Source organism: Burkholderia sp. MSMB1589WGS (assembly GCF_001636105.1).
GTDB lineage: Bacteria > Pseudomonadota > Gammaproteobacteria > Burkholderiales > Burkholderiaceae > Burkholderia > Burkholderia humptydooensis.
In genome coordinates this window covers 1-24,333 of record NZ_LNJT01000001.1, presented here as the reverse complement: position 1 = coordinate 24,333, position 24,333 = coordinate 1, and the positions used below count along the sequence as shown (strand labels likewise).

Annotated in this window: 24 protein-coding genes and 4 pseudogenes; 18 read left to right on the top strand and 10 right to left on the bottom strand. The window is 66.4% G+C overall.

Annotated features, from left to right (window positions below):
- The first annotated feature begins 59 nt into the window (after positions 1-59).
- Positions 60-1,079: a PHB depolymerase family esterase gene (locus WT16_RS00140; protein WP_059930796.1), complete on the top strand. Its 1,020-nt coding sequence runs from the start codon at positions 60-62 to the stop codon at positions 1,077-1,079.
- A gap of 152 nt (positions 1,080-1,231) precedes the next feature.
- Here WT16_RS00140 and WT16_RS00135 read toward each other — a convergent pair whose 3' ends face one another.
- Positions 1,232-1,750, bottom strand: a complete 519-nt coding sequence (locus tag WT16_RS00135) for a Spy/CpxP family protein refolding chaperone (protein ID WP_006026890.1) — start codon at positions 1,748-1,750, stop codon at positions 1,232-1,234.
- 419 nt (positions 1,751-2,169) lie between these two features.
- Here WT16_RS00135 and WT16_RS00130 point away from each other — a divergent pair, with 419 nt between their 5' ends.
- The 6 genes from WT16_RS00130 (at position 2,170) to WT16_RS00105 (ending at position 7,403) form a co-directional block, all read left to right on the top strand.
- Positions 2,170-2,706, top strand: a complete 537-nt coding sequence (locus WT16_RS00130; RefSeq protein ID WP_156521387.1) for a hypothetical protein — start codon at positions 2,170-2,172, stop codon at positions 2,704-2,706.
- Positions 2,707-2,776: 70 nt separating this feature from the next.
- A complete protein-coding gene (locus WT16_RS00125) occupies positions 2,777-2,926 on the top strand; it encodes a hypothetical protein (protein ID WP_063532469.1) in 150 nt (49 codons plus the stop codon).
- Between the two features lie 166 nt (positions 2,927-3,092).
- A complete protein-coding gene (locus tag WT16_RS00120; protein ID WP_006026887.1) occupies positions 3,093-3,554 on the top strand; it encodes an Lrp/AsnC family transcriptional regulator in 462 nt (153 codons plus the stop codon).
- 54 nt (positions 3,555-3,608) lie between these two features.
- A complete protein-coding gene (locus WT16_RS00115) occupies positions 3,609-4,712 on the top strand; it encodes a zinc ribbon domain-containing protein (protein ID WP_063532468.1) in 1,104 nt (367 codons plus the stop codon).
- Positions 4,713-5,085: 373 nt separating this feature from the next.
- Positions 5,086-5,568 (top strand): molybdopterin-dependent oxidoreductase, encoded by a 483-nt coding sequence (locus tag WT16_RS00110; protein WP_063532467.1) that lies wholly within the window; start codon positions 5,086-5,088, stop codon positions 5,566-5,568.
- 5 nt (positions 5,569-5,573) lie between these two features.
- Positions 5,574-7,403, top strand: coding sequence for a hybrid sensor histidine kinase/response regulator (locus WT16_RS00105; protein ID WP_006026884.1), 1,830 nt, complete (start codon positions 5,574-5,576; stop codon positions 7,401-7,403).
- Here the strand turns inward: WT16_RS00105 and WT16_RS00100 are convergent.
- Positions 7,393-8,244 (bottom strand): helix-turn-helix domain-containing protein, encoded by an 852-nt coding sequence (locus WT16_RS00100; protein ID WP_015602118.1) that lies wholly within the window; start codon positions 8,242-8,244, stop codon positions 7,393-7,395. The two genes, WT16_RS00105 and WT16_RS00100, sit on opposite strands and share 11 nt — an antisense overlap.
- Positions 8,245-8,777: 533 nt before the next feature.
- Between WT16_RS00100 and WT16_RS00095 the strand changes: the two genes are divergently transcribed.
- From WT16_RS00095 to WT16_RS00060, 8 genes are all read left to right on the top strand, one after another.
- Entirely contained in the window at positions 8,778-9,371 is a 594-nt protein-coding gene (locus WT16_RS00095; protein ID WP_015601217.1) for a TIGR00730 family Rossman fold protein, read from the top strand.
- Between the two features lie 76 nt (positions 9,372-9,447).
- Positions 9,448-10,314, top strand: coding sequence for a thymidylate synthase (locus WT16_RS00090; RefSeq protein WP_006026881.1), 867 nt, complete (start codon positions 9,448-9,450; stop codon positions 10,312-10,314).
- Positions 10,304-10,867, top strand: coding sequence for an inosine/xanthosine triphosphatase (locus WT16_RS00085; protein WP_063532466.1), 564 nt, complete (start codon positions 10,304-10,306; stop codon positions 10,865-10,867). The genes WT16_RS00090 and WT16_RS00085 overlap by 11 nt, the downstream gene beginning before the upstream one ends.
- Positions 10,864-12,156: an amidohydrolase family protein gene (locus tag WT16_RS00080; protein ID WP_059930786.1), complete on the top strand. Its 1,293-nt coding sequence runs from the start codon at positions 10,864-10,866 to the stop codon at positions 12,154-12,156. Before WT16_RS00085 ends, WT16_RS00080 begins: the two co-directional genes overlap by 4 nt.
- Positions 12,153-12,758: a phosphoribosylglycinamide formyltransferase gene (gene purN / locus WT16_RS00075; RefSeq protein WP_063532465.1), complete on the top strand. Its 606-nt coding sequence runs from the start codon at positions 12,153-12,155 to the stop codon at positions 12,756-12,758. The genes WT16_RS00080 and purN overlap by 4 nt, the downstream gene beginning before the upstream one ends.
- A gap of 8 nt (positions 12,759-12,766) precedes the next feature.
- Positions 12,767-13,954: an MFS transporter gene (locus WT16_RS00070; RefSeq protein ID WP_230479272.1), complete on the top strand. Its 1,188-nt coding sequence runs from the start codon at positions 12,767-12,769 to the stop codon at positions 13,952-13,954.
- Between the two features lie 159 nt (positions 13,955-14,113).
- Positions 14,114-15,253 carry an amidohydrolase family protein gene (locus tag WT16_RS00065; RefSeq protein WP_063532464.1) on the top strand — a complete coding sequence of 380 codons (1,140 nt, stop codon included), beginning with the start codon at positions 14,114-14,116 and terminating at the stop codon, positions 15,251-15,253.
- Positions 15,254-15,417: 164 nt separating this feature from the next.
- The gene (locus WT16_RS00060) at positions 15,418-16,518 is read left to right on the top strand and encodes a saccharopine dehydrogenase NADP-binding domain-containing protein (RefSeq protein WP_006026875.1); all 1,101 of its coding nucleotides are present in this window, start codon (positions 15,418-15,420) and stop codon (positions 16,516-16,518) included.
- Positions 16,519-16,585: 67 nt separating this feature from the next.
- On the opposite strand, the gene WT16_RS00055 is transcribed toward WT16_RS00060, so the two are convergent.
- On the bottom strand, positions 16,586-17,206 hold the full coding sequence (locus tag WT16_RS00055; protein WP_009912221.1) for an ATP-binding protein: 621 nt from the start codon (positions 17,204-17,206) through the stop codon (positions 16,586-16,588).
- Positions 17,203-17,364, bottom strand: coding sequence for a cytochrome bd-I oxidase subunit CydX (gene cydX, locus WT16_RS00050; protein WP_041861851.1), 162 nt, complete (start codon positions 17,362-17,364; stop codon positions 17,203-17,205). Before cydX ends, WT16_RS00055 begins: the two co-directional genes overlap by 4 nt.
- A gap of 199 nt (positions 17,365-17,563) precedes the next feature.
- On the opposite strand from cydX, the gene corA reads away from it, so the two are divergent.
- Entirely contained in the window at positions 17,564-18,541 is a 978-nt protein-coding gene (gene corA, locus WT16_RS00045; RefSeq protein ID WP_059930778.1) for a magnesium/cobalt transporter CorA, read from the top strand.
- Positions 18,542-18,548: 7 nt separating this feature from the next.
- Here corA and WT16_RS00040 read toward each other — a convergent pair whose 3' ends face one another.
- On the bottom strand, positions 18,549-18,839 hold the full coding sequence (locus WT16_RS00040; protein ID WP_006026870.1) for a YciI-like protein: 291 nt from the start codon (positions 18,837-18,839) through the stop codon (positions 18,549-18,551).
- 386 nt (positions 18,840-19,225) lie between these two features.
- Here WT16_RS00040 and WT16_RS00035 point away from each other — a divergent pair, with 386 nt between their 5' ends.
- On the top strand, positions 19,226-19,666 hold the full coding sequence (locus WT16_RS00035; protein WP_009912225.1) for a hypothetical protein: 441 nt from the start codon (positions 19,226-19,228) through the stop codon (positions 19,664-19,666).
- A 29-nt stretch (positions 19,667-19,695) separates the two neighbouring features.
- Here the strand turns inward: WT16_RS00035 and WT16_RS00030 are convergent, their stop codons facing one another.
- The 5 genes and pseudogenes from WT16_RS00030 to WT16_RS29710 all read right to left on the bottom strand — a co-directional run.
- A complete protein-coding gene (locus WT16_RS00030) occupies positions 19,696-19,941 on the bottom strand; it encodes a hypothetical protein (protein WP_063532463.1) in 246 nt (81 codons plus the stop codon).
- Positions 19,942-20,065: 124 nt separating this feature from the next.
- Entirely contained in the window at positions 20,066-20,359 is a 294-nt protein-coding gene (locus tag WT16_RS34245; RefSeq protein WP_015601242.1) for a hypothetical protein, read from the bottom strand.
- A 165-nt stretch (positions 20,360-20,524) separates the two neighbouring features.
- Positions 20,525-22,952, bottom strand: a pseudogene (locus WT16_RS00020) (DUF3772 domain-containing protein).
- A 165-nt stretch (positions 22,953-23,117) separates the two neighbouring features.
- Positions 23,118-23,495 (bottom strand): annotated as a pseudogene (locus tag WT16_RS00015) (4Fe-4S binding protein); the annotation flags it as partial.
- Positions 23,491-23,733 (bottom strand): annotated as a pseudogene (locus tag WT16_RS29710) (ATP-binding cassette domain-containing protein); the annotation flags it as partial. The pseudogenes WT16_RS00015 and WT16_RS29710, both read right to left, overlap by 5 nt.
- 279 nt (positions 23,734-24,012) lie before the next feature.
- Here WT16_RS29710 and WT16_RS00005 point away from each other — a divergent pair.
- Positions 24,013-24,333: pseudogene (locus tag WT16_RS00005) on the top strand (dihydroxyacetone kinase subunit DhaK); the annotation flags it as partial.

The window sequence follows — 24,333 nt, the reverse complement described above, 5'->3', positions numbered from 1 at the left end:
CCAGGCCGGGCGACGCCGGCCGTGCTCGCCGTCGCCCGGCGCAGACCAAGGGGAAAGCCATGCAGATGCGCCATGCCGCCGCGCGCGCGATGCCCGCCGTCGCGCTCACGATCACGCTCGCCGCCGCGCCCGCGCCCGCGGCGCCGCCGTTGCCCGCGCTGCGCGCGGACGCGAATCGCGTATCGGTGTCCGGCTTGTCGTCGGGCGCGTACATGGCGCTCCAGTATCAGGTCGCGTATTCGGCGTCGGTGATCGGCGTCGGCGTGATCGCGGGCGGCCCGTACTATTGCGCGGCGGGCAGCCTCGCGAACACCGACCTCTGCCGAGGGCTCGTGCCCAACATGGTGCCGGATCCGGGATTGCTGGTCGCCGCCGCGCAGGGCTTCGCCGCGCGCGGGCAGATCGACCCGCTCGCGAACCTGCAGCGCGCGAAGGTCTATCTGTTCAGCGGAACGAAAGACACGATCGTCCGACAATCGGCCGTCGACGCGGCGTGGTCGTTCTTCTGGCTCTCCGGCGTGCCCGTATCGAGCATCGTCTACGTCGCCGACATCCCGGCCGGTCACGCGTTCGTCACGCCGTCCGCGGGCAACGCGTGCGATGCCAACGCCTCGCCGTACATCAGCCATTGCACGGTCGGGCAATCGGGCTACGACCAGGCGGGCGCGCTGCTCGAGACGATTTACGGACCGCTTTCGCCGCCCGCCGCGAAGCCGGCGGGGCGCGCGATCACGTTCGGCCAGCGCGAGTTCGCGCCCGCGTCGAGCGGGCTCGCGGCCGACGGATATGCGTACGTGCCGCGCGCGTGCGACGCGAACGCCGGCTGCAAGGTGCACGTCGTGTTTCATGGCTGCCTGCAGTCGGCCGCCGTCGTGCGCGACATGACGACATACGACAACTGGGCCGACGCGAACGGCATCGTCGTGCTGTATCCGCAGGTTGCGAAGACGAGCACGCCGAACGATCCGCAGGGCTGCTGGGACTGGTTCGCGTACACCGGGCAGAACTACGCGTGGAAGTCGGGCGCGCAGATGCGCGCGGTGCGGGCGATGATCGAGCGGGTCACGTCCGCGCCCTGAGTGACGGGCGGGGCGGCGCGCCTGCCGGGCGGGAGCGGGGCCAAGCGTCGATGCGCTTGCATCACGCGCCGAGCGTTGGGGGCGGACGTCGCGAACGAGCGCGAGCGCGCCGGTTGCCGCATGCGCGCGGCCGGCGCGCTCGCGCGTTCGCGTTACTGCGCGGCGCCGGCGCTCGCGGGGGGCTGGCCGTCCGCCTTGCCCGGATGCTTGCGCGCGCGTGCCTTGCCCGGCTCCGGGTGCAGCCATTTGCGGAACGTCGAGTCGGCCAGCGCCTTCTGCTCGGCCGGGAAGCTCGCGTACAGCGGCGTGAACGCGTCGGCGAGCTTTTTCGCGCCGTCCGCGTTCGCCCGCGTGAGTTCCGCGTACTGGTTCATGTCGTCGAGCGCGGACGCGGTCTTGTTCTCCATCCGCTCGCGATAAAGACGCGCCATCGTTGCGCCGTTGTCGCGCATCGTGTCGGCGAACGTCTTCCATTGCGACTCCTGCTCCGGCGTAATCTTCAACTGGTTGTGCAGGTACGTGATGCGCTCCTCGACGCGCGCTTCATGGCGCGCGGCCGCGGCGGCCGGGGCGGAGGCCGCCGCGGCGGGCGCCGACGCGCTCGTTTGCGCGTGCGCGAGCGTGGCCGCCAGCGCGAGCGCGGCAGCGAAAGTCAGCGAGATCTTTTTCATGGGAGCTCCTGTGTGGTCGTCGGACGAAAATCCGGAAGGCGGGCGCGGCGCTCGACCGCCTGCGCGGCGCGCGTCCCGCGCTATTAGTAGCACGGCGGCGGGCCGTTGGGCGGCAATGCGACATCTGCTTACAACCGAAACGAATCGAAATCGCGGCGGCGCGGGGAATGCGCCGGCCGGCGTGCCCGTCGATGCGTGTTGCGGGGCGGGCGAGCATCGAATGCAGGGGCGCGACGAACGGTGTCCGGTGTCGTCTGCGGCGCGGACGCTGTGCGAGGCATTGCGGGAGTCGAGCAAAGGCCGGAAGCGCGCAAGCGCCGGACGTCACGGCAGCCGCGAATGTTGCGGCAGCGCACGTCCCGGCGATATGCGGACCGGCGATGCGCCGATATCGATGCGTCAGCGCGTTGAGGAAACCCATGCGGCCGCGCCTGCGCGGCGCCGCGTTTCGCCCGCCGGGCGGCGAGCGAGCCTGCGAAATCGTTCTCGATGAGGAGCCTGGCATGCGCACGACGAAGTCATCATCCGGCATTTCCGCGCGACTCGGCGCGGTCGCGATGTTTACCGCACTGTTCACCGCATTCGCGCTCGCGGGCGGCGCCGCGCAAGCCCAGAGCGCCGTGCCGGCACCGGGTTCGGCAGTCGCGACGCCGGACAACGCGATCCTGCTCACCGTCTTTCTGCGGCACGACGAATCGCGTCCGCTCGCCGAGCTGAACGCGCAGCTCGCACGGCAAGGCTTTTACAAGGCGTTTCCGCCGGCGGGCGTCGAGGTCGTGAGCTGGACGGTCGCGATGGGGATCGGCCAGGTCGTCGTGCTGCGCCTGCCGGTGTCGCGGCTGCGCGAGGTGAATCGCGTGCTCGAGGACACCGCGTGGGGCGCGTATCGCACCGAGTTCTATCCGACGTACGACTACAAGGCGATCGGCCTCGCGCAGCACGCGAAGGCGCAGTGAGCGGTGCGAACGGCGAGCAGGACCCGAACGGGCGCGGCCGGGAAGGGCGGCGGTCGAAGCGCTTCGGCATGTGTCTGGTCGAGCTGACCGGCACATCTGGCTGCGGGAGCACGCGAGCACGTCGGCGTTCCTCGCGGGCAGCGGTGCGCGGCTGCCCGAATTCGACGAGCCGGCGCTGTGCCGCTATCTCGTGCATTCGATCGGCATCGCGCCGGTGTGACGCATCGCATCGTGGCGCCCGGTGCGCGGCGGGGCCATGGCGACGGCCGAACGATGGACAGGACGACGGATAGAACGGACGATCGGAACGGCCCTTGCGCGGCCGCCGGCTTGGGCGCACGGCCGTTCGGCGCTATCATCGCGGCACCTCCATTCGCCGATCCGCCATGCGCCCACCCCGACTCGATCAACTCGACGACCTCGACCGCAACCTCGTCGCGCTGCTGCAGGCGAACGCGCGCGCGAGCGTCGCGGATCTCGCGCGGCAACTGGGCGTCGCGCGCACGACGGTGCTCGCGCGGATCGCGCGGCTCGAGCGCACGCAGGTGATCGCGGGCTATAGCGTGCGGCTCGGACAGGACGTGCTCGACGCGAGCATCTACGCGTACGTCGGCATCATCCTCGCGCCGAAGTACGGCAAGGATGTGCTCAAGCGTCTCGACCGCATGCCCGAGGTGCAACTGCTGTGCGCGGTGAGCGGCGAGTACGACTATGTCGCGTGGCTGCGCGCCGATTCGCCCGAACGCCTGAACGACCTGCTCGATCAGATCGGCGCGCTCGAAGGCGTCGAGCGGACGACGACGTCGATCATCCTCGCGCGCAAGATCGATCGCGGGACGATCGGCTGACGCGCACGACGCACGACGACGGACACGACCACCCTGACGAGAGAGAACGGGATCATGACGACGAGCCAAACCTATTCGCGCCCCGAGCGGTTGCTGCAGATCGCATCGTGGGGCATTGCCGTGGCGTTCGCGCTGTTCCTCAACATGCTCGGCAGCCTCGTGATCCGCGACATGGCGTTCGCGCCGCGCGGCGGGCCGCCGACGCTCGAGCGCTACGCCGATACGCGGGCCGACGCCGCGCTGCGCGCGACGCAGCGGGAGCTGCAGCGCGAGCAGGGCGCGCTGACCGACAAGGCCGATGCGTTCGCGACCGCCCGCAATCGCGCGCAGCAGGAATACAACCAGGCGAAGGAGAGCTTTCGCAACTGGATCGCGACGCGCAGCGCGACGGGCGACGCGAGCCGCAATCCGGACGTGCTCGCGCGCACGCGCCAGCTTGACGCGCTGCAGACGGCGGTGGCCGGCTGGCAGCGCCAGCAGGACCAGATCGCCGACCAGCTCGACGCGCTGCGCAAGCGCCAGGACGACGTGAGCGCGCAGCTTTCGCAATCGCAGGCGCAGGCCGAGCGGCGCTACGAGCAGGCGAGCCGCCGCTACGAGCTCGTCGTGTTCGCGTGGCGGCTCGCGTTCACGCTGCCGATTCTCGCGCTCGCCGTCTGGCTTTTCGTCCGTTACCGGAAGGTGCGCTACTGGCCGTTCGTCTATGGCTTCGGGATGTTCGCGCTGACGGCGTTCTTCGTCGAGCTCGTGCCGTATCTGCCTAGCTTCGGCGGCTACGTGCGTGTGACCGTCGGCATCGTGCTCACCGTGTTCGCGGGCATCTACATGCTGCGCGCGTTCCAGCGCTACGTCGAGCGCAAGCGCGAGGAGATGCGGCGCAGCCAGCGCGAGCGCGCACAGGCGATCGGCTACGAGAAGGCGATCGCCGCCTATCAGAAAAAGCTCTGCCCGTCGTGCGACAAGCCGTGGAACCTGGGCGGCGACGGCGCGACGTTCTGCATCCACTGCGGGCTCAGGCTGTTCGAGCAGTGCGCCGGATGCGGCACGCGCAACTTTGCGTTCTTCCCGTTCTGCAGCGGCTGCGGCGCATCGGTCAAGCATGCGGAGGACGGCGGCGCGCTCGCGTCCGGCGCGAAACGGGACGCGGCGGGCGGGTAGCCCAGGCGATCCGCGCCGCGCCGGATCGCAGCCGCCGTCGGCGGCCCGGCGTCCGCCCGGTCCGTCCGCGATCGCGTGCTTTGGCTTTCCGGTGTCCGATCACGGAAAATCCGACGTTTCGGAAAGCCAATTCGCATGCCGGCCGTGTGTTATGCTCGATCGCCGGTTTCATGTCGAAAAAGGCAATGTAATTTTTTTGTCGGCGCCGCGTCGGATATTTCGAATGAGGGCGCTTCGCTCGCGAAAATCGATTTCGCCGGCGTGCTTTGCCGCTCGCAGGTTTGTCGCGATCGGCGGTTTTATGAAAATCAATCAGACCTCGCGTTCAACGAGGCAATTGAAGCGATAAAAATACAGCTATCCGAGGGCCAAGATGAAAAAACTGATTTCGCTATTCGCTTTCGCGCTGATGTCCGCTTGCGGAAATGCATTTTCCTTCGATCTGGTGATATCCGGAGATATCGATAAATACACCGATCCAAAAAGCAAGAGCTATGTTTTCAGCGAAACCGAATTGATGCGGATGCCGGTGCGGGAGATCCGGACCTCGACCGCGTGGACCGCGGAAAGCCGGTTCGAGGGCGTGCCGATTCTCGACCTGCTGAAAAAAGTGGGCGCCAGGGGAAAGGCGATCACCGTCTATACGCTGGATGACTATTACGAAGATATTCCCGTTTCGGATTTTGAGAAATATGGTACAATTCTGGCCTATAAAATGAACGGAAAAATGCTGTCCCTGAAGAATTTCGGGCCTTTGTTCGTCATATATCCGCGTGATACCGGAGGCGCCGAATTGAGCGGTCCGCTGTACAGCACTCGATTTCTTTGGCAGGTGTATAAAATCGTCGTCAAGTGAAATTAATGAAATCGTCGCCGATCGGCAGCATCCGGCTTTATCTGGTCCTGACGCTCCTGATGGTTGCGGCGATGTCTTCGGCCATCTATTGCTACAGCAACCTGTTTTCCGAGCGCAGCTTTCTGGCTCTCGTCGGAACGCAGGAAGACTACGCATCGTCTACCGCACAGTTTGAAACCCGGCTCGCGGACTTCGAATTGCTTCTTTACAGGAAGGATTGGGGGTGCCTCAGCGAGTGCAAGGATCTGAAATCGGAATTCGACATTCTCGAATCGAAGTTCTTCGTGCTGTCGAATCGATCGGAATCCACTCGCCTGCTTTATGCGGAGCAGGGTTATGACGAGCGCATCGAGCGGATTCGCACGCTGTTCGCGGACGTCGGGCGCATCATGGAGCTGCCCGGGATGACGCAGAAGTCGCTGACGGAGGTGGCCGAGAAGATACGGTTGATCCGCATCGAGGCGCTGAACCTGTCGGCATTGGCGGCGCACGCGGAGGCGAAGCAGCGCGACCGGACATACCGGATCTTCCTCAAGAATCGCACGATCATCCTGATCGGCGTATCGATCATCATCTCGTCGGTCGCGATCATCGGGTTCATCACGATATTCAACATCCAGCAGAGCAGAAAGACGATCCGGCAGCAGGCGCAGGCGCTCGCCGCGGAACGGCGCGCGACCGCGGCCGCCAGCGAGGCGGTGCGCGCGAAGAATGCGTTTCTCGGCGCGATCGGCCACGAGCTCCGGACGCCGCTGCAGAGCATCACGTCCGCGATCGACGTGATCTCGGGCGCGCGGATCGCGCTCGAGCACACCGACACGATCAAGCGGCTGGAACTCGCGGCGATGCAGATCGAGTCGCAGATGCGCGATCTGACCGATTACGCGCGGCTCGACAGCGGCAAGCTGGAACTGAGGAACAGCGACTTCAGGCTCGCGCCGATCGTCACCGCCACCGCGACCGAGGCGGTCTCGCTGATCGGCAGGAAACCCGTTCGGCTCATCTGCGAGAACCACGGGATCGACGACGTGTGTCTTCATTCGGATGCCGCGAGGATTCGCCAGATCATGACGAATCTGTTGAGCAATGCGATCAAGAACACCCGTGCGGGAAGCGTCAAGCTCTCCTGCGAGCTGGCGCCGGGCGCGCAGGGCGGCCGCCTGCGGCTGCGGGTCGAGGACACCGGCACGGGCATTCCCGCCGACAAGCTCGACCATATCTTCCATCCGTTCACGCAGATCGATCACGGGCAGACGAACATTCACGACGGCGCAGGCATGGGGCTGTCGATCGTGAAGGGGCTGGTCGACTTGTTCGGCGGCGGGATCGGCGTGCGCAGCGAGGTCGGCAAAGGGAGCGTTTTCACCGTCGATTTGCCGGTCCGGATATCGCGCGTCGCCGCGGGGCCGGGCGCGGGCGGCGACGATCCGGCGCAAGCGGAGGACGGCGGCGTTTTCTCGACGCCGCATCATGTGCTCGTCGTCGACGACAACAAATCCGCGTTGAGCTCGTTTTCGTCGCTGCTGGAGCAGATCGGCTGCACTTGCGAGCCATGCGATTCGGCGGAGCGAGCGATGCAGAAGCTGATGCGCCGTCCGTACGACGTGCTGCTGCTGGATCTCCACATGCCGGAGCGCGACGGCATTTCGGTGGCGAAGGAGTTGCGGCTGACGCGCGGCCCGAACTACAGGATTCCCGTGGTGGGCGTCAGCGCTCACGCACCCGAGCTTCTCACCGAAGAGCAGATGGCGCTGTTCGACGATTACCTGATGAAGCCGGTTCGGCGGGAGATCCTGTTCCGGACGCTGAAGCGGCTGGTTTCCGTCAGCGGTTGAAGTGGCGGTCGAACGCCGCCTTGATGACCGATAGCCGGATCGGCTTTTCATACGGGCCGAGAATGTCGAAAGTGCGCATCGCGCGCGCGATTTCCGATTCACGCTCGCTCGTGTTCAATTGCCCCGTCAGCACCAGAATCGGCGCGTCCGGATTTTCCGATTGCCGGATCTCCGTCATGCAGCTTTCGGACGTTTCGCGGCCGATGATCCAGTCGACGACGAAGCCGTCGAACATGTTGTCCCGCACGGCTTCGTTGAACGAATCGATGTCGTAGTAGGTGTAGGTGTTGAAACCTTGCGCGCGCAGATACTTCGACAACTCGTCCGCCGCTTCCGGCGAGTCGTCCAGAATCGCGATGCTCAGCCTGCGGATCTCCTCGACGGTCGGCGCGATCCTGACCTCGCGCACGGCGTAATGCGGCGCTTCCGGAGCCTGGTCGTGAGCATGGATCGACCATCGATGGTTGATCCGCACGGCGACGAGATCCGATTTCTGATCGGCGGACAACGCTTCGCCGATATGCGCATGGCATGCGATGCGCGTGTCGCCGATGGCGAGCAGCGCGTCGACGGGATCGCCTTCGACCGGCGCGGCATCGGCGAGCGGCGCGCCGAACAACTGGCCGACATCTTCTCCGAATTCCGCCGTGATCCGGTTGACCTGATGGATCGCCCAGGGGCTTTGGCCTTTGAGCTTGCGATGCGCTTGCGAGAAGCTCAGATTGAGAATCCGGCTCACGGTGTTCGCATGCTGGCGCTTGCTGATGCCGTTCTTCGTCAGGATTTCCCGGATGCGATTGGCGATCTGGATGGCGCTGGAATGCTGTTCGTGACTGTCCATTATCGATAAGCGGTGGCTGTCTGATTTGCGTCTTCTTCGTCGCCGGCCGGTTCGCCGGGCGACGGGCAGTGAGGGCATGCGCGCTCCGGGGGCGGCATGGGCGCGCGAAGCGAACGGTCGGCATCGTAGCGCAAGTATTGCAGGCATGACACTATCGCACAGTCAATCAAAGATCGCATGTCATACCATAATTGGGCGAATAAATTATTCCTTACAGCAATTCTGGCTTAAGCATTGCATTTAAAAATCTGATAAATGCTTGACATGCGATGTTTTGTATCTAGAATGGTGCTGGGCGCGATAATTTGATTGCGTCTCATGCGATAAATGGCTGGCGGCATGCCGGACCGATGCATCCGCCATTCGGCCATGCATGACGCCCGAGCCGCATCGCCGCACTTTCCTGTCGTCAGACTCGCCCGTTTTCCCGTTTCTCCCGGTTTTTCGCCTCACCGCATTTTGCGCAGCCGATCGGCTTCGATATTCATGGTCCCTGCGAGCACGGGGACCCGAGACAATATTTAGGAAGGCTTATGAGAAGGGATAGATTCCCGAGCGGTTTTCGCGTCACCGTCTACGCCGGATCGTCGTTCGGCATGGATCCCGCATTCGCGCGCGAGACGGAGAAATTCATCGGGGACGTGGTGGCCTCCGGCGCCGAGATCGTTTATGGCGGCGGCAAGGTCGGCCTGATGGGCGTGGTCGCCAATACCGCGCTGGCGGCGGGCGGCAAGGTGACGGGCGTCATTCCGCGGGCGCTGACGAGCGGGGAGATTTCGCACACGTCGCTGACGGCGCTGCATATCGTCGATTCGATGTCGGCCAGGAAGAAGCTGATGGAGGACCTGGGCAACTGCTTCGTCGCATTGCCGGGCGGCATCGGCACGATCGAGGAGACGATCGAGGTGCTGTCGAATCTGATTCTCGGCAATCACAAGAAGCCGATATTCCTGTTGAACGTCAATCGCTATTGGGACCGTCTGCTGGATCTGATCGCGCACGTGGTCGATTCCGGCTTTGCGAATCCGCTCGAGGGCAAGCTGCTCATCCGCGTCGACAGCAACGCGGCGCTGCTCGACGAGCTGGAGCGTTGGAATCCGCCGCGCCCCAGGTGGGGCGAGGGCTGATGTCGAAGTTGCGCCGTTCGTCCGCACGAAGGATGAACATTCACTGAGAAGTCCGAATTTAACCATTCACAAGACTATGGAAAATTTACTTCTGGACGTTACTCCGAGGGCAGCGATTCATCACGGTTTCACGAACATCTACGGCGATTCGGTCGACGACCTGGTCAGGCAGGGCATTCACAACATCGTGAAGGAGGGAAGAAAGATCAAGTCGCGCGCCGGAGACGCGATGCAGGCGTATGGCGTCAACTACATCCTGAAGGACCCGCGCAGCCGCGTGCATTCGCTTCGAAACGGCGCAAAGCGATACCTGTGCCGCGAACTGCTCGCGTATTTCAGCGGCAGCCTGAAGGCCGAGAACGGCCTCGCGAACGCGTCGAAGTTCTGGATGACGCTCACGGACAAGGACGGGAACGTCAATTCGAACTACGGGTATTACGTGTTCTACGAGCCGGTCGAAAAATACGGCAACCAGTACAACTGGATCGTCAGCATGCTGAAGTCGAACCAGGATTCGCGCCGCGCGATCATCAACATCAACCAGAACTACCACAAGTCCGATACGAAGGATTTTCCGTGCACGATCGGGATGCAGTTCTTCATTCGGGAAAACCACCTGTTTTGCGAGACGATCTCGCGCAGCACCGACGTGATCACGGGGCTGCCGTACGACATGGGTTTCTTCTCGTTCGTTCACGAACTCGTGCATAGCGATCTCGTGTCGCAGGGCTACGACGATCTGCAACTGGGCTCGACCATCATGAAGACCACGTTCACGCAGATTTACGACAACGCGATGGAGAAGGCGAAGGACGCGATGAACGGCCGCGGCGACACCGAAATGATGCCGGAAATCTCGTCGGCGAAGGATACGCTGGGCGACATCTACGCCGGCTCGGCAAAAACCGATGTAATCAAGTGGATTTACGAGAATGCCGAATAACCCGACGATCCTTGCAATCGCTTCGGCAAACGAAGCAAAAGTCAATGCGCTGCGCAGCGTGGCCGGCGCGGTCTTCGAGTCGCACCGGATCGTTCCGGTGCCGGTCGACTCAGGCGTGTCCGAAACGCCCGACAGCGACGCGCAGGCGCTGGCGGGATGCTGCAATCGCCTCGTGGCCATGCAGGCGCGCTGTCGCGACGCCGTCGATTACTGGGTGGCGCTCGAAGGGCTGATCGAGCGCACCGGTTTTGGCGATTTCGTGTACGGCTGGGCCGCCGTGCTGCGCGCGGGCGAAGAGACGCCCGCCTATGGATGCAGCGGCAAGGTGATGCTGCCGCACGGCCTGCTGAACGCGTTGCCGCCGGGGGAAAGGCTGTCGGCGTTCATCAAGGAGACACTCGATGCGACAGGCGACAGCGTGATCGACGTGCTCGGCACGAACGGATTCCTGACGAACGGCCTGTACGACCGGACCATGGAGTTCGAAACGGCGATTCGCTGCGCGTTGGGCGTCGCACTGAATTCGAAACGCACCGCGAGCGCCGCGATATGAACGACGACATCCTGTATGCGGGCATCGAGTATCTCGATCCCGACACCTGCCGGCTGGCGACGGCCGACATTCGCGTGAAGGACGGCCGGTTTCACAGCATCCGGCCGGCCGGCGCGCCGCGCCCCGATGGCGTCGCGACGGCGGACGGGACGGGGCGCGTGATGTTTCCGGGGCTCGTCAATGCACACCTGCATCCGAGCAAGGAGCTGTACGGCGATCTGCACGACTTCTCGCCGATTCAGACGGTGCTCGACAGCGTGCACAAGAACAACCGGCTCGAAAGCGCGCAAACGCAGTATGCGGCCGCGCTCTACAGCATCATGCGCAACGTGCGCAGCGGCGTGACGAGCGTCGGCGTGTTCACGAGCCGCTTCGAAACGGATGCCGACGCGTGCAAGGCCGTCGGCGTGCGCGCATCGGTCCAGTTCTGCCAGAGCGATCAGTGGCTCGGCGGCGGGAGCAAGCCGTCGGCGTACGGCATCGACGAGATCATCCGCAGATACGAGCGGTCCGTCGATACGCACGCGACGCCGCTGATCGATCTGCAGCCGGCCACCGCGTCGGAGCTGTCCGCGAGCGACGATTTGATCCGGCAGTTGCATGGATTGGCGAAGGCGCGCGGCAAGACGTTCTCGATGCATGTTCACGAGGGGCGAACGCAGGTGAAATCGTTTCGCGACGCGCACGGCATCAGCGCGATCCGGCATCTTGGCGGGCTGGGCGTGCTGGACGAGCACCTCACGCTCGTTCATGCGAGCAGCGTGGATGATGACGATGTCGCCGAGATCCGTCGGTCGCGCGCGAACCTGGTCCATTGCCCGATCAGCAACAGCTTCGTCGGTGCGGGCAGGATGCCGGTGCGCCGATTCGCCGGCGCGCGGCACATGGGGCTCGGCACGGACGCGGCGATGGTCAATCCGGAAAACCGCCTGACGAACGATGCGATGTTCTGCCTCTATCACCACGGCGAGCACGATCTCGACGACAAGCTGAGCGCGGCGGAGGTGCTCGGCATGTTGACCGCGTCGGGCGGCGAGAGCATCGGATTGCGCGGGATCGGCGCGATTCGCGCCGGCCGCCGCGCGGATTTCATCGTCTTCCGGCGCGACCGCTTGACGGAGGCGTACGGCAACAGCCCGATTTCCCATTTGCGGCTGCTGCGCAACGAAAACCCGGACCAGGTATTCGTCGACGGACGGGCGATCTTCTCGGACGGGACGTTCGCGTTCGTTGATTTCGACGAATGGCGGTCGCGGTTCGAGGCGCTCAGAGAAGAGGTGACGGCATGAAGAAGATTGCATTTCTGTTTTCCGGGCGCGGATCGCTGATCGGCTCCGTCGTCGAGGGCGTCGGGCGATCGTCGGTGCCCGCGGAGGTCGCGCTCGTGATCACGAACAACAAGGCGTTTCCGGCCGAGAACGGCTCGCTCGCGGGGCGGTTTCCGGTCAGCCGGGTCCTGCACGCGGATTTCGCCGATCGCGAATCGTTCGAGGCCGAAATTTCCCGGCAACTCGACGCGAACGACATCGATCTGATCGTCCTCGGCGGGTTCCGGCGCATTTTCTCGCCGGCCTTCGTCGACAAATACGGGAGCCGGACGATCAACACGCATCCGTCGATCCTGCCGGCGTTTCCGGGCGACGGCGCGCAGCGCCGCGCGCTCGAGGCGGGCGTGAAGGTGACGGGCGCGACGGTGCATTTCATCAACAACGAAGTGGATGCGGGGCCCATCATCGATCAGGGCGTCGTGCGCATTGCGCCGGGCATGACGGAGCAGGCGCTGAAGGAAGCAATCATCAAGGTGGAAGAAGTCATCATCGCGGACGCGGTCACGAACATCCTGGAAGACCGGATCGCCGTTCGCGACGGAATCGTGAGGGTCGTTCAATGAAAGAAAACGTGAAAACCGGAAACTTCGCATCGGCGGTCGTCGTTGCGCTCATTCTCTTTGTCGCGATCGTCAGCCTGGGCACGTCGCTTGCCATATTGCCGATCTACGTGAACAAGGTGTTGGGACTGTCGCCGTATTTCGTCGGCGCGGTCGTCACGGCCGAGTCCGTCTCGACGCTGCTGTCGCGCGCGTACGCCGGCCGGTTCTCCGACACGCGGGGCCCGAAGACCGGCATGATCCGCGGGCTGCTGCTGATGTTCGTCGCGGGCGCGCTGTGCGTCGCGGCGCTCGCGACGCACGGCGCGAGCGCATACCTTTCGTTTGCCGTGGTGTTCGGCAGCCGCGTGCTGATGGGCGTCGGCGAGAGCCTCATCTTCACCTGCAGCGGAACGTGGCCGATCGGGCTTGTCGGGCGCGAGCACGCCGGCAAGATCATGTCGTGGGTCGGGATCGCGATGTTCCTCGGGCTCGCGATCGGAAACTACGCGGGCGTGTGGTCGTATCAGCACGTGGGGCTCGTCGCCGGCGCGGCGGCGATGACGGGGCTGCCGCTGCTCGGAACCGTCGTCGTATGGTTCATCAAGGAGGTCAGCGTCCATGACGACGCAGGCCATCTGCCGCTCAGTTATGCGGTGAAGCGCGTGTGGAAGGCCGGCGCGGGCTTCGCGCTCGCCAACGTCGGATACGCGTCGGTCACGTCGTTTCTCGCGCTGCTGTTTCTCGACAACGGCTGGAACGGCTATGCGGCGCTCGCGCTCGCGCTGTTCGGCATCGGCTACGTCGCGGCGCGGCTGCTGCTCGGCTGGCGCGCCGATTCGTCGGGCGTCAACACGATCGTCGTCTCGCTCGCGATCGAGGCGGCGGGCCTGCTTTGCCTCGCGTATGCGGGCACGCCGCTCTACGCGTCGATCGGCTCCTTTCTGGCGGGCTTCGGCCTGTCGATGGTCTATCCGCTGCTCGCGCTTCCCGCGATCAAGAGCCTGCCCGAAAAGAACATCGGGCTTGCGCTGAGCACCTATGAATCCTGCTTCGACATCGGGATTCTCCTCGCCGGCGCGGCGGGCGGGATCATCGCGTCGCACGTCGGCTATGCGTCGATTTTCGTCTTCGCATTCGTCTGTTCGCTGCTCGCGATCGTTTGCTCGTATTTCGCCTATCAGCAGCTCTTTTCGGAGGTCGGCCGAGCGGCGACCTGACGCACGTTCGCTGACGGGGCCCGGCCGGCGAGCGCGGCGGCCGGGCCGAAACGACACCTCATCCGCGAGCGGCTCCCCGCAGCGGCGAACAACGTCGCGGGCCCGGCGCGGGTTCCGCGCGCGCGCCGGGGCGGCGGCTCGCACCAGGACGATACGGATATGCCTATCGAAATGTCTTGCGCAGCACGACCGTGGGTGATCAGCGACACGATGCGCTTCGACAGCGCCGGATGCGCGTTCGAGCGATGCGATATCGAGATCGCCGGCGGCAGGATCGCAGCTATCGTGCCGGCCGGCAGCTCGGCGCTCGCCGACGGCATCGACGGCGCGTCGCTCATCTGTACGCCGGGCGTCGTCGATATCGCGCCGCCGGACGGCCGAATCCATCCGTCGTGGGCCGCGGTTGCCGAGCCGCCCGCTTGCGTCACCACGATGGCCCGCCATTGCACGGGCGACGCACCTCTCGATGCGGGAGCCGCCGCGGCGGCCATGCGACGTGTCGCGCTGCTGCGCGTCGACGATCGGCGCCCGGAGCAGGCCGACGCGTGGCCGGGCTGGATGCCGGCCGCGCCGGCCACGTCGGCCGCGCCCGCCGGCGCTGCCGCGCCGGACGTTCCGTCGCTCGTCACGGCGCTGCCGGTGATCGCGAGCGGCGATCTCGCGTCGGCGGCCGAGATCGTCGCGTGGGCGCACCGCGCGAAGTGCGCGGGCACGCGGATCGGCATTCAGTTCTCCGCGCACTCCGATGTCGCGCACGAGTTTCGCGCGCGCTTCTGCTGCTCGGAGGCGGCATTGATCGCTTATCTGATGGCCGACGACAAGCGGGTGACGGTGTTCGGCGCAGCGCCGCTCGACGGGCGGGACATCGCCGCGCTGGCGCGCACGCGAAGCCATGCGGTGATCGACGCGTGCCGCGACGGCGCGCACGCGCGAGGGTGGAGCGCCTATGCGCCGCTGCTCGAAAAGGGCAGGGCCGCACTGCGTTTTCGCGGCGGCGCGGCGTTGCATCGCTTGATGCGCGAGACGGAGCGTGCGTCGGCTGCGCTCCTGGACCGCTGCGCGCTTGCGTTGACCCGCTCGGCCGCGGCGGCGCTCGGTCTCGACGACGTAGGCGCGATCGCGCCGGGCATGAAGGCCGACCTCTGCCTGTTCGAGCGGCAGGCCGGCGACGATTTGCGTGGCGGTGGCGCGACGCTGCTGTCGCTGCTCGCGACGCGCGCGCCGCGAGCGGTGCTCGTCGACGGACGCTCGCGCGTGTGCGCGAAGGCGGCGCTCGCCGCGACCGGCGCTGCGCATTGATACGGCGTTTACGTCAACTCGACGAAGCGTATCGTCAAATCGTCGAAAATTGACGTCGTTTCGCATCACTTTTCGTCTATAAAGTGTTTTTGCGCATCCGTACACTTTCCTGCAGGGCAACACGCCGTTTACAACAAACAATCACCTTGTCAGGAGAGAACGACATGAAAATCGCCATCGTCGGCGCGGGTCTCATCGGCCACACCATCGCTCATCTGCTGCGCGAAACCGGCGACTACGAAGTCGTCGCGTTCGATCGCGATGCGGACGCGCTCGCGAAACTCGCCAGCGAAGACATCGCGACGCGGCGCGTCGATTCCGCCGACGCGGCCGCGATCCGCGAAGCGGTGAAGGGCTTCGACGCGCTCGTCAACGCGCTGCCGTATTACCTGGCCGTCAATGTCGCCGCCGCCGCGAAGGCCGCGGGCGTGCATTATTTCGATCTGACCGAGGACGTGCGCGCGACGGGCGCGATCCGCGAGCTCGCCGAAGGCTCGGATCGCGCGTTCATGCCGCAATGCGGCCTCGCGCCGGGCTTCATCGGCATCGCCGCGCACGAGCTCGTGAACGGCTTCACCGAGGTGCGCGACGTGAAGATGCGCGTCGGCGCGCTGCCCGAGTATCCGACCAACGCGCTCAAATACAACCTGACGTGGAGCGTCGACGGCCTCATCAACGAATACTGCCAGCCGTGCGAAGCGGTGCGCGACGGGCGCCGCCAATGGGTGCAGCCGCTCGAAGGGCTCGAGCACTTCTCGCTCGACGGCACCGAATACGAGGCGTTCAACACGTCGGGCGGCCTCGGCACGCTGTGCGAGACGCTCGAGGGCAAGGTCGAGACGCTCGACTACAAGTCGGTCCGCTATCCGGGCCACCGCGAGCTGATCCAGTTCCTGCTCGAGGATCTGCGCCTGGCGACCGACCGCGACACGCTGAAATCGATCATGCGCCGCGCGGTGCCGTCGACGAAGCAGGACGTCGTGCTCGTGTTCGTCACGGTGACGGGCGTGAAGCACGGCCAGCTCGTGCAGGACGTGTTCACGCGCAAGATCTTCGCGAAGGAAATCTGCGGGATGCCGATGAGCGCGATCCAGATCACGACGGCGGGCGCGATGTGCGCGGTGCTCGATCTGTTCCGCGAGAAGAAGCTGCCGCAGAGCGGCTTCGTGCGCCAGGAGCAGGTGCCGCTGCACGCATTCCTCGCGAACCGCTTCGGCAAGCTGTACGAGGGCGGCACGCTCGAGCGGATGCACGCGCTCGCGTGACGCGACGTAAAAAAACGCCGGGTGGCCCGATGGGCGTCCGGCGTTTTTTCATGCATGCGGCGCCGCGTCAGGCGGGCAGCGGCGGCACCGTCGACGCGACGCGCGCGGGCGGCGGCGCGATGTGATCGAGGAGCGCTTCGACATCGGCATCCGACGGCGCGGTGTTGTCGAACATCAGCAGGCCCTCGCATTGCTCGCCTGTCGGGATGAAGCGGCGTTGTCGGTATTCTTCCCAGTGCGCGAGCTTGTATGCGTCGTTCGGATTGCCGCGCGCGACGATCCGCGCATGCGCGGTGTCCTCCGACGTGTGGACCCAGACGATCCGCAGCTCGACGTTGGGTCCGATGCCGAGCCACGCGCGATCGAACAGACGCCGGTCGCGCACCTCGCGCGACAGCGGTCCGACGACGATCGCGCTGATGCCGAGCTCAAGGTTCTCGCGCGCGGTGTCGAGCAGCCCCTGGTATTCGGGATCGCGCAGATGCTTCAGATAGAGCGGGCTGTCGCGATCGTTCGGGTCGTGCGTGAGCGCGCCCATCGCGGCCGAGCTGTAGCGGCCGTACAACGTGTCCTTGTCGAGCAGGCAGAACGCTTCGCCCGTCGTCTTCATCAGCGGCCGGATCAGCCGCTTCGCGAGCGTCGTCTTGCCGGTGCCCGCATGGCCGCAGAAAAACACCAGATACGTCACGAACGTGGGTCCTCCGGCGGCGCGGCGGGCCCGTGCGCGTCATGCGCGTCGCCGGCGGCGCCCGTCGGGAAATTGCCGTTCGCTTCGAGCCACATCGCGTTGATGATGCCGAAGCCGAGCGCGACGCCGATGCCGAGAATCCACGAGAAGTACCACATCGCTGTCTCCTTGACGGTCAGGACGGCCGCGCGGGCCGCCGGGCGATTCGAGGGAGCGCCGCCCGCGAGCGCGACCGGCGACGAGTGCACGACGTCGATCATGACCAATATCGGCGGGCCGCGCAAGCGAACCGCGGCCGCCGGCGCGCGCGGGAGCGGCTAAACTGTGCGCCGGAATGGCTTCGAAACACGTTACTGCATGCTGATCAACTGCGCTGCATATCAGGATGGCCGCAAAGTGGCCGATATCGACATCGACGACATCGGCGACTACGTCGCCAGGCCCGAGTGCTTCGTCTGGGTCGCGCTGAAGGACCCCGAGCCGGACGAGATCGAACGGATGGGCGAGGAGTTCGGCCTGCACGAGCTCGCGCTCGAGGACGCGCGCAAGGGCCACCAGCGCCCGAAGATCGAGGAGTACGGCGATTCGCTGTTCGCCGTGCTGCATACGGTCGAGATCGACCGGCGGGGCGAGCTCCAGCTCGGCGAGCTGAACGTGTTCGTCGGGCCGAACTACGTGCTGTCGATCCGCAATCACAGCGAGCAGGACTTCCGCGCGGTGCGCGCGCGCTGCGAACGCGAGCCGCATCTGCTGAAGGAGGGCTCGGCGTTCGTGTTCTATGCGCTGATGGACCAGGTCGTCGACCGCTATTTCCCGACGCTCGAGGCGCTCGGCGCCGAGCTGGAGGCGCTCGAGGACCGGATCTTCGAGAAGACGGGCACGGCCGCCGCCCGCGCGCTGATCGAGGATCTGTACACGCTCAAGCGCCGGCTCGTGATGCTGCACCAGCACACGGCGCCCCTCGTCGAGCCGCTCGCGAAGCTCGTCGGCGGGCGGATTCCGCAGGTCTGCGCGGGAATGGACCATTATTTCCGCGACGTCTACGACCATCTGCTGCGGATCGTGCGGACGATCGAAGGGCGGCGCGAGATGCTCGTCACCGCGATCCAGGTGAACCTCGGGATGATCTCGCTCGCGGAAAGCGAAGTGACGAAGCGGCTCGGCTCGTTCGCCGCGCTGTTCGCGATCCCGACGATGATCGCCGGGATCTACGGGATGAACTTCAACAACATACCGGAGCTGCACTGGCGCTTCGGCTTTTACGTGTGCCTCGGCGTGATGGCGGCCGCCGACCTGTTCCTGTGGCGGCGCTTCAGGAAGGCCGGCTGGCTGTGAGCCGCATTCACGCGGGCGCGGCGAGCTTGCCGATGACGACCGTCCACGGCCGCACCCGCCAGCGCTTGACGAGGCCGTTCGCGACGTAAGGATCGGCTTGCGCGAACGCTTCGGCGACGGCGGGCGACGGCGCGTCGAACACGAGCACCGCTTCGTCGGCCGGGTCGGCGAGCGCGCCCGCGAGCAGCAGCTCGCCGCGGGCGGTCGCGGCCTTCGCGAGCGCGAGATGATCGGCGCGGTAGGCGCCGCGCCGATCGAGATAACCGTCGACGAGTTCGTAGGTCAGCAGGTAGTACATGAAATGCTCCTCATGCGATGGGGCGTGCCGGTCCGCCGCGGCGAACCGGCGCCGGTTGACGGGCAACGGCTAGTATAGGCCGGGCCCCGCGGGCGCCGCTTCGTGTAACAAGCGGTCGCGTTCGCCGGCCCTGCATCGTCGGCGCGACCGCTCGCGCCCGCCGCTTGGGCGCGTGCGGCGGGCCCTCGGGCGTCGGGTCGCGCCGCCGGCGCGGCTTTTGCCGCGCGTCGCGGCGAACACGCCGTTACAAATCGATACGGATCGCGGCCCGCGCACGCGTCAGACTGGCGCGCGAAACGCATGCACGATGGCGTTGGCGAAACGCGCGGCGCGCGTGCGCCGCCCCGCGCCGGATGATGCGAAACTATGCGAAACCACACGAACCGATGAAGCTCCGAACACTGTTGCTGCTGGGAATGTCGTTAGCGATGCTTGCCGCCTGCGGCTGGTTCCATGCCGGCCCCGGCGCGCGCGACATCGACGCGGCCGTGCGCCGCGCGCTCGACGCCGAGAATCGCGGGCCGCTCAATACGATGCTCGGCCAGCCGCTGCCCGTGGCGGCCGACGTCGCGTCGGTGAAGCCCGTCGGCGATTGCACGAAGGTCGCCGAGCGCGCGTATTCGTGCAACGTCGCGATCGCGTGGCACGACGGGCAGCCGAGCGACGGCGACGCGTCGCTGCGCGCGACGCTCACATTCACCGAGGACAGCGACGGCGCATGGCAGACGTCGCACGTCGATGCGGCGCTCGCCGCGGGCGCGGCGAAGTCGCTGATCGACCGGATCAGCGGCGCGGTTGCGGCAAGCGGTGCGTCGCAGGCGCAGTGAGCCGGGCCTGCGCGCGGCCCGACACGTCGTCAGTGATGCGCGTACGTCCGTGGCGCACGCACGGCGCGCGTATGCCGCGCATGATGCGCGCGGTGCTTGCGAAGGTGCGTCGTCTTCGCGGCGCGGCGCGCCGGCGCGGCAGGCATGTCGCTCGACTGGCCCGACAAGCCCGACTGGCCTTCGCCGAATCGATAGGTTTGCGACGTTTGCGCGCGAGCAGCCGTCGTCAACGCGAATGCGACGCACGCGGCCGCGATGAAGATCGAAAGCTTCACGTATGGGCTCCTCTGTCCAAATGAGCGCCGACGAGACGGCGTGGCGCGCGCCCCGGCATGCGTGCCGGACGCCTTTCGACGCATGCGGCCGTCGCCGGGGATCGACGCGCGGCGACGGCGTCAGTCAGTATGGGCGATTGTCGTCGCCGCGCCGGTCGTCGCGCCAGCGGCCGCCGTCGCGCCGGTCGCCGTCACGGTAGCCGCCGCGATCGTCGCGCCGGTCGTCGTCGCGACGATAGTATTGCGGCGGATGCGCGCGCTCCCATTCGTCGCGCTCCCAGTAGCGGTGGCCGTCCCAATAGCGCTCGCCATGCCAGCCGATGCCGACGTCCACGCCGACGGCGGGCTCCGTCGGATACACCGCACAGCCCGAGAGCAGCGCGCTCGCGACGAGCGGCAGAATCATCAGTTTTTTCATGGTCGCGCCATCCATTGAAGCGGGTTCGTGGTTCCCATCATAGAAAGCCGGCGAATTCCCGCGTGTAATGGATTGCAACGCGATATGACGTGGGCCCGCGGAGTGAACGGACATTCGTGCACGGCCGCATCCGCATCGGTCCACGCCGATCCGCGCCGGCTCGCGTCATTCGCTCGGCGGCGGCAGGTTCTGCACCATCAGCGTCTGCGGATTCGACAGCGGAATGCCCGCCGCGCGCAGCCGCTTGAGGATCTCGAACAGCAGGTCACTCTTCGTCGCCGCCGTGATTCGCGGACTGCCGACGTAGCCCGTCACGCTGAGCGTGATCCCGTCCGGCGTCAACTGGCTGAACGTGACGGACGGCGCGGGCTTCTCGAGGATCGACGCATGCTCGCGGTACGCGTCGAGCAGCAGGTCGCGCACCTGCTCGGGATCGGTGTTGAGCGCAAACGTGAGCGTCAGCGTCGCGACGCCCTGCGTGCTGTTGCCCATCGTCACGTTGCGCAGGTTCTGCGAGATCAACTGCGAGTTCGGCACGATCACCATCGAGCGGTCGGACAACTGGATCTCGGTCGCGCGCACGTTGATCCGGCGGATGTCGCCCTCGACGCCCGAGATGCTGATCATGTCGCCGACCTTCACCGGCCGCTCGGTGAGCAGGATCAGCCCGGACACGAAGTTCTTCACGATCTCCTGCAGACCGAAGCCGATGCCCACCGACAGCGCGCTCACGATCCACGCGAGGTTGTCCCATTTGACGCCGAGCAGCGACAGCGCGAGCAGCACGATCGCGACGTAGCCGAGATTGCTGAACAGCGTGATGAGCGACGCGCGCATGCCTTGATCCATGCCGACCGCGGGCAGCAGCTCGTTGTCGAGCCAGCGTCGCACCGAGCGCAGCAGGTAGATGCCGATCGCGAGCGCGAGCGCCGCGTTCAGGATGCGGTCGGGCACGATGTTCAGACGCTGCAGGCGCTCACCGCCGAACATCGAGATCACGCTCACGAGCAGGTCGTTCGGCGTCGTTCCGAAGCCGCCCGTCAGCAGCGCGACGACGGCGACGAGCAGCAGCACGCTCGTGCTGATTCCGGTCAGCACGGTTCTCGCCTGATCGAGGTGGCCGTCGTTCAGCCCGAACAGATTCTTGATCAGCCTGCCGCTCGACAGGTTCGCGGAGAACGCGCTCGCGTACGCGTCGCGGGTGAGGCGGGTCAGCAGATACGCGCTGCCGAGCACGATCTCGAACCAGACGAGCTCGTAGGTGAGGAAGCGGGCGACCGAGATGTAGCCGACGAGGAGCGCGACGAGCGCCGCGACGACGGTCAGCGTGACGCCCGCGTGGATCAGCCCCGCGAGCGTCGAGCGGGCCTCGGGCGGCTCGCCAGCGGCCGCGAGCGCGGTGCGCGCGCGGTTCGCGCGCAGCAGCGATGCGCCGATCGTCACGACGACGACGAGCGACACGATCCCGCGCCCGAACAGCGTGACCTGCAGGCTCGTGTCGGCGGTTCGGTTCAGCTCCTCGAGCGCACCCGCGACGAGCAGCAGCGCCGCGAGGATCGCCGGGAACGGCCGCATCGCGAGCGCGACTTCGTCGGCGAGCGCGGGCAGCCGCCAGCTCGGGTGGCGCGTGCACAGCAGCGCGCGGCCGAGGCCCGCGATCAGCGCGCAGGTCAGCGCGAGCTTCGCGAGTTCGTCGGCGAAATCCTGCAGCGCGCTCGTCAGCACGACGTCGCGCGTGAGCGCGAGGTAGACGAACTGCACCGCGATGCCCGTCGTCACGATGCTCGACACCGCGATCGACGTCGCGAGCGCGCTGCGCCGCACGCGGGTCTCCGGCAGCTTCGTCAGGCTGAACCACGCGAGCGCGCGCTCGGCGAGCCGCCCGCCGAGCGTCCACACGGCGAGCGCGGCGGCGAGCAGCAGCGCGGTGCCGAGCCGGCGGCCGGCTCCCATGCCGCGCTCAGCACTTGCCCGATCTGCGCGCTGAACGCGTCGAGCTCCTGCCGGTCGTCGTCCGACGGATGAACGAGCGGCGCCCAGAATTGCGCGCCGAGAATGCTGCCCGAGCGCAGCACGAGCTGGTCGCGCAGCAGGCTGCGGCGCAGCTTCGAGTATTGCTGCATCAGGTTCGCGAGGCTTTCCTTTTCGTCGGCGGCCTGTTTCAGCGCGGCGTCGAACTGCGTCTTGCGCGCATTCAGATCCGCGCGCTGACGCGCGACGGCGGCCGTCTCGGGCGCCGCGCCCGGCGCGGGCGGCGGCCGAGCACGTCGAGCTGCGCCTGAAGCTGCGCGCGCGTGGGCACGAGCGCGGCCGTCAGCTTGTCGACGTCGGCCGCCAGCGCCTGCGTCGATTCGTCGAGCGCGTCCAGTTGCTTGTAGGTCGTCGCGGCCGACGCCTGCTGCTTGATCCGGTCGAGCGCGGCCTGCACGCGCTTGAGCTCGGCGAGCGCCTCGTCGCGCGAGATCGTCGGCGCGGGCGGCACGGCGGCGCCCGATGCGAGGTCGGCCGCCGCCGCCGCGGGCAGCGCCGCACAGAAAAGATGCAATAGGCCAATCAGCGCGACGCGGCGCGCAAATGTCGCAAGACGAATCATCGGGAAACCTTACGGATCGGTTGTGCGAACGGACAACCGGATTGCGCTGTAGATTGCCACGGTTTTTCGGCTTGCGGATTGCCGACGACAATCCGAAACAATTGAAAGGAAAACGAAATATTTTTGCCGGCCGCGCCGGGCCTTTGCGCGCTGGCGCGCCGCGCGTCAGACCCGCTCGATCGGAATGTACCGTCCATCCTTGCCGACGGGCGTGAGCGGCAGGCTGGCCTTTTCGCGGCGCTTGCGTTCCTTCGACAGCGGCGGGCAACTGTGCTCGTCGTAGTACATGACCATGCAGTCGAGGCAGAGCAGGCACTCCATCGGGTCGATCCGGCCGGCCGTGTCGATCGCCTGCGAGCCGCAGCCGACCGCGCACGCATGGCAGCTCGTGCATTCGGGCTTGCGCCGCAGCTTGAGCAGCCGCAAGCGCCCGGGCAGCGCGAGGCTCGCGCCGAGCGGGCACAGGTACTTGCAGAACGGCCGCTCGGCGAAGATCGACGCGCCGACGACGGCGGTCCAGAACAGCACGAACGGCCACGAGCGGCGCGCACGCGGCCGCGTCGGCGCCTTTCAGGCGCGCGAGGAAGCGCAGCGTCTCGAGCCCGGTCAGGTTGTCGTACAGCACGACGTTTTCCGGCAGATAGCCGAGCGTGCGCCGCACGGCGCGGAACCGCGGGTCGCGGGCCGACACGCCGTCGATCCGCACGTCGCCCGCGTCGGCGGCGAGAAGGCCGAGCATCAGTTGGAACAGCGTGCTCTTGCCCGCGCCGTTGCGGCCGATGTCCGCCCGCGGGCAGGCTGCGACGCGATGCACGAGCGCGCGCCGTTTGCGAGCGAAAGCGGGACCGCCGCGAACGCACCGTGAACCGGTCCCGATGGCACAATGCACGGCAGCGTGCCGGCCGGCCGGTCGGCAACGAAGAGGAGGCTCGCGCACGAAGCGGATGCTCCGCATGCACCGAATCGCACGCCGCATCGCACGCCGCATCGCACGCCGAATCGCACGCGCCCGCTGTCGTGACGAGCCGCCGCCCTCACTCACAGTCAGGAAATCGCCGCCATGAAAAAGCTCGTCAACCACCCGTCCGATGTCGTGCGCGAAATGCTGGAGGGCATCGCGCGGCAGTCGCCGCACGTCGCCATTCTCGGCGACGAACACGTGCTGATCCGGCGGCCCTTGCCGGAGCCGGCGCAGCGCCCGGTCGCGGTCATTTCCGGCGGCGGCAGCGGCCACGAACCGGCGCACGGCGGCTACGTCGGCGCGGGGATGCTGAGCGCGGCGGTGTGCGGCGAAGTCTTCACGTCGCCGTCCACCGACGCCGTGCTCGCCGCGATTCGCGCGACGGGGCCCGAACGGCGCGCTCCTCATCGTGAAGAACTA

What these genes read in the sequence shown, in the direction of transcription:
- WT16_RS00140 (WP_059930796.1), top strand. Translation starts at nt 60, where the DNA reads ATGCAGATGCGCCATGCCGCCGCGCGCGCGATGCCCGCCGTCGCGCTC.
- WT16_RS00135 (WP_006026890.1), bottom strand. Translation starts at nt 1,750, where the DNA reads ATGAAAAAGATCTCGCTGACTTTCGCTGCCGCGCTCGCGCTGGCGGCC.
- WT16_RS00130 (WP_156521387.1), top strand. Translation starts at nt 2,170, where the DNA reads ATGCGGCCGCGCCTGCGCGGCGCCGCGTTTCGCCCGCCGGGCGGCGAG.
- WT16_RS00120 (WP_006026887.1), top strand. Translation starts at nt 3,093, where the DNA reads ATGCGCCCACCCCGACTCGATCAACTCGACGACCTCGACCGCAACCTC.
- WT16_RS00115 (WP_063532468.1), top strand. Translation starts at nt 3,609, where the DNA reads ATGACGACGAGCCAAACCTATTCGCGCCCCGAGCGGTTGCTGCAGATC.
- WT16_RS00110 (WP_063532467.1), top strand. Translation starts at nt 5,086, where the DNA reads ATGAAAAAACTGATTTCGCTATTCGCTTTCGCGCTGATGTCCGCTTGC.
- WT16_RS00105 (WP_006026884.1), top strand. Translation starts at nt 5,574, where the DNA reads ATGAAATCGTCGCCGATCGGCAGCATCCGGCTTTATCTGGTCCTGACG.
- WT16_RS00100 (WP_015602118.1), bottom strand. Translation starts at nt 8,244, where the DNA reads ATGGACAGTCACGAACAGCATTCCAGCGCCATCCAGATCGCCAATCGC.
- WT16_RS00095 (WP_015601217.1), top strand. Translation starts at nt 8,778, where the DNA reads ATGAGAAGGGATAGATTCCCGAGCGGTTTTCGCGTCACCGTCTACGCC.
- WT16_RS00090 (WP_006026881.1), top strand. Translation starts at nt 9,448, where the DNA reads ATGGAAAATTTACTTCTGGACGTTACTCCGAGGGCAGCGATTCATCAC.
- WT16_RS00085 (WP_063532466.1), top strand. Translation starts at nt 10,304, where the DNA reads ATGCCGAATAACCCGACGATCCTTGCAATCGCTTCGGCAAACGAAGCA.
- WT16_RS00080 (WP_059930786.1), top strand. Translation starts at nt 10,864, where the DNA reads ATGAACGACGACATCCTGTATGCGGGCATCGAGTATCTCGATCCCGAC.
- purN (WP_063532465.1), top strand. Translation starts at nt 12,153, where the DNA reads ATGAAGAAGATTGCATTTCTGTTTTCCGGGCGCGGATCGCTGATCGGC.
- WT16_RS00065 (WP_063532464.1), top strand. Translation starts at nt 14,114, where the DNA reads ATGCCTATCGAAATGTCTTGCGCAGCACGACCGTGGGTGATCAGCGAC.
- WT16_RS00060 (WP_006026875.1), top strand. Translation starts at nt 15,418, where the DNA reads ATGAAAATCGCCATCGTCGGCGCGGGTCTCATCGGCCACACCATCGCT.
- cydX (WP_041861851.1), bottom strand. Translation starts at nt 17,364, where the DNA reads ATGTGGTACTTCTCGTGGATTCTCGGCATCGGCGTCGCGCTCGGCTTC.
- corA (WP_059930778.1), top strand. Translation starts at nt 17,564, where the DNA reads ATGCTGATCAACTGCGCTGCATATCAGGATGGCCGCAAAGTGGCCGAT.
- WT16_RS00040 (WP_006026870.1), bottom strand. Translation starts at nt 18,839, where the DNA reads ATGTACTACCTGCTGACCTACGAACTCGTCGACGGTTATCTCGATCGG.
- WT16_RS00035 (WP_009912225.1), top strand. Translation starts at nt 19,226, where the DNA reads ATGAAGCTCCGAACACTGTTGCTGCTGGGAATGTCGTTAGCGATGCTT.
- WT16_RS34245 (WP_015601242.1), bottom strand. Translation starts at nt 20,359, where the DNA reads ATGAAAAAACTGATGATTCTGCCGCTCGTCGCGAGCGCGCTGCTCTCG.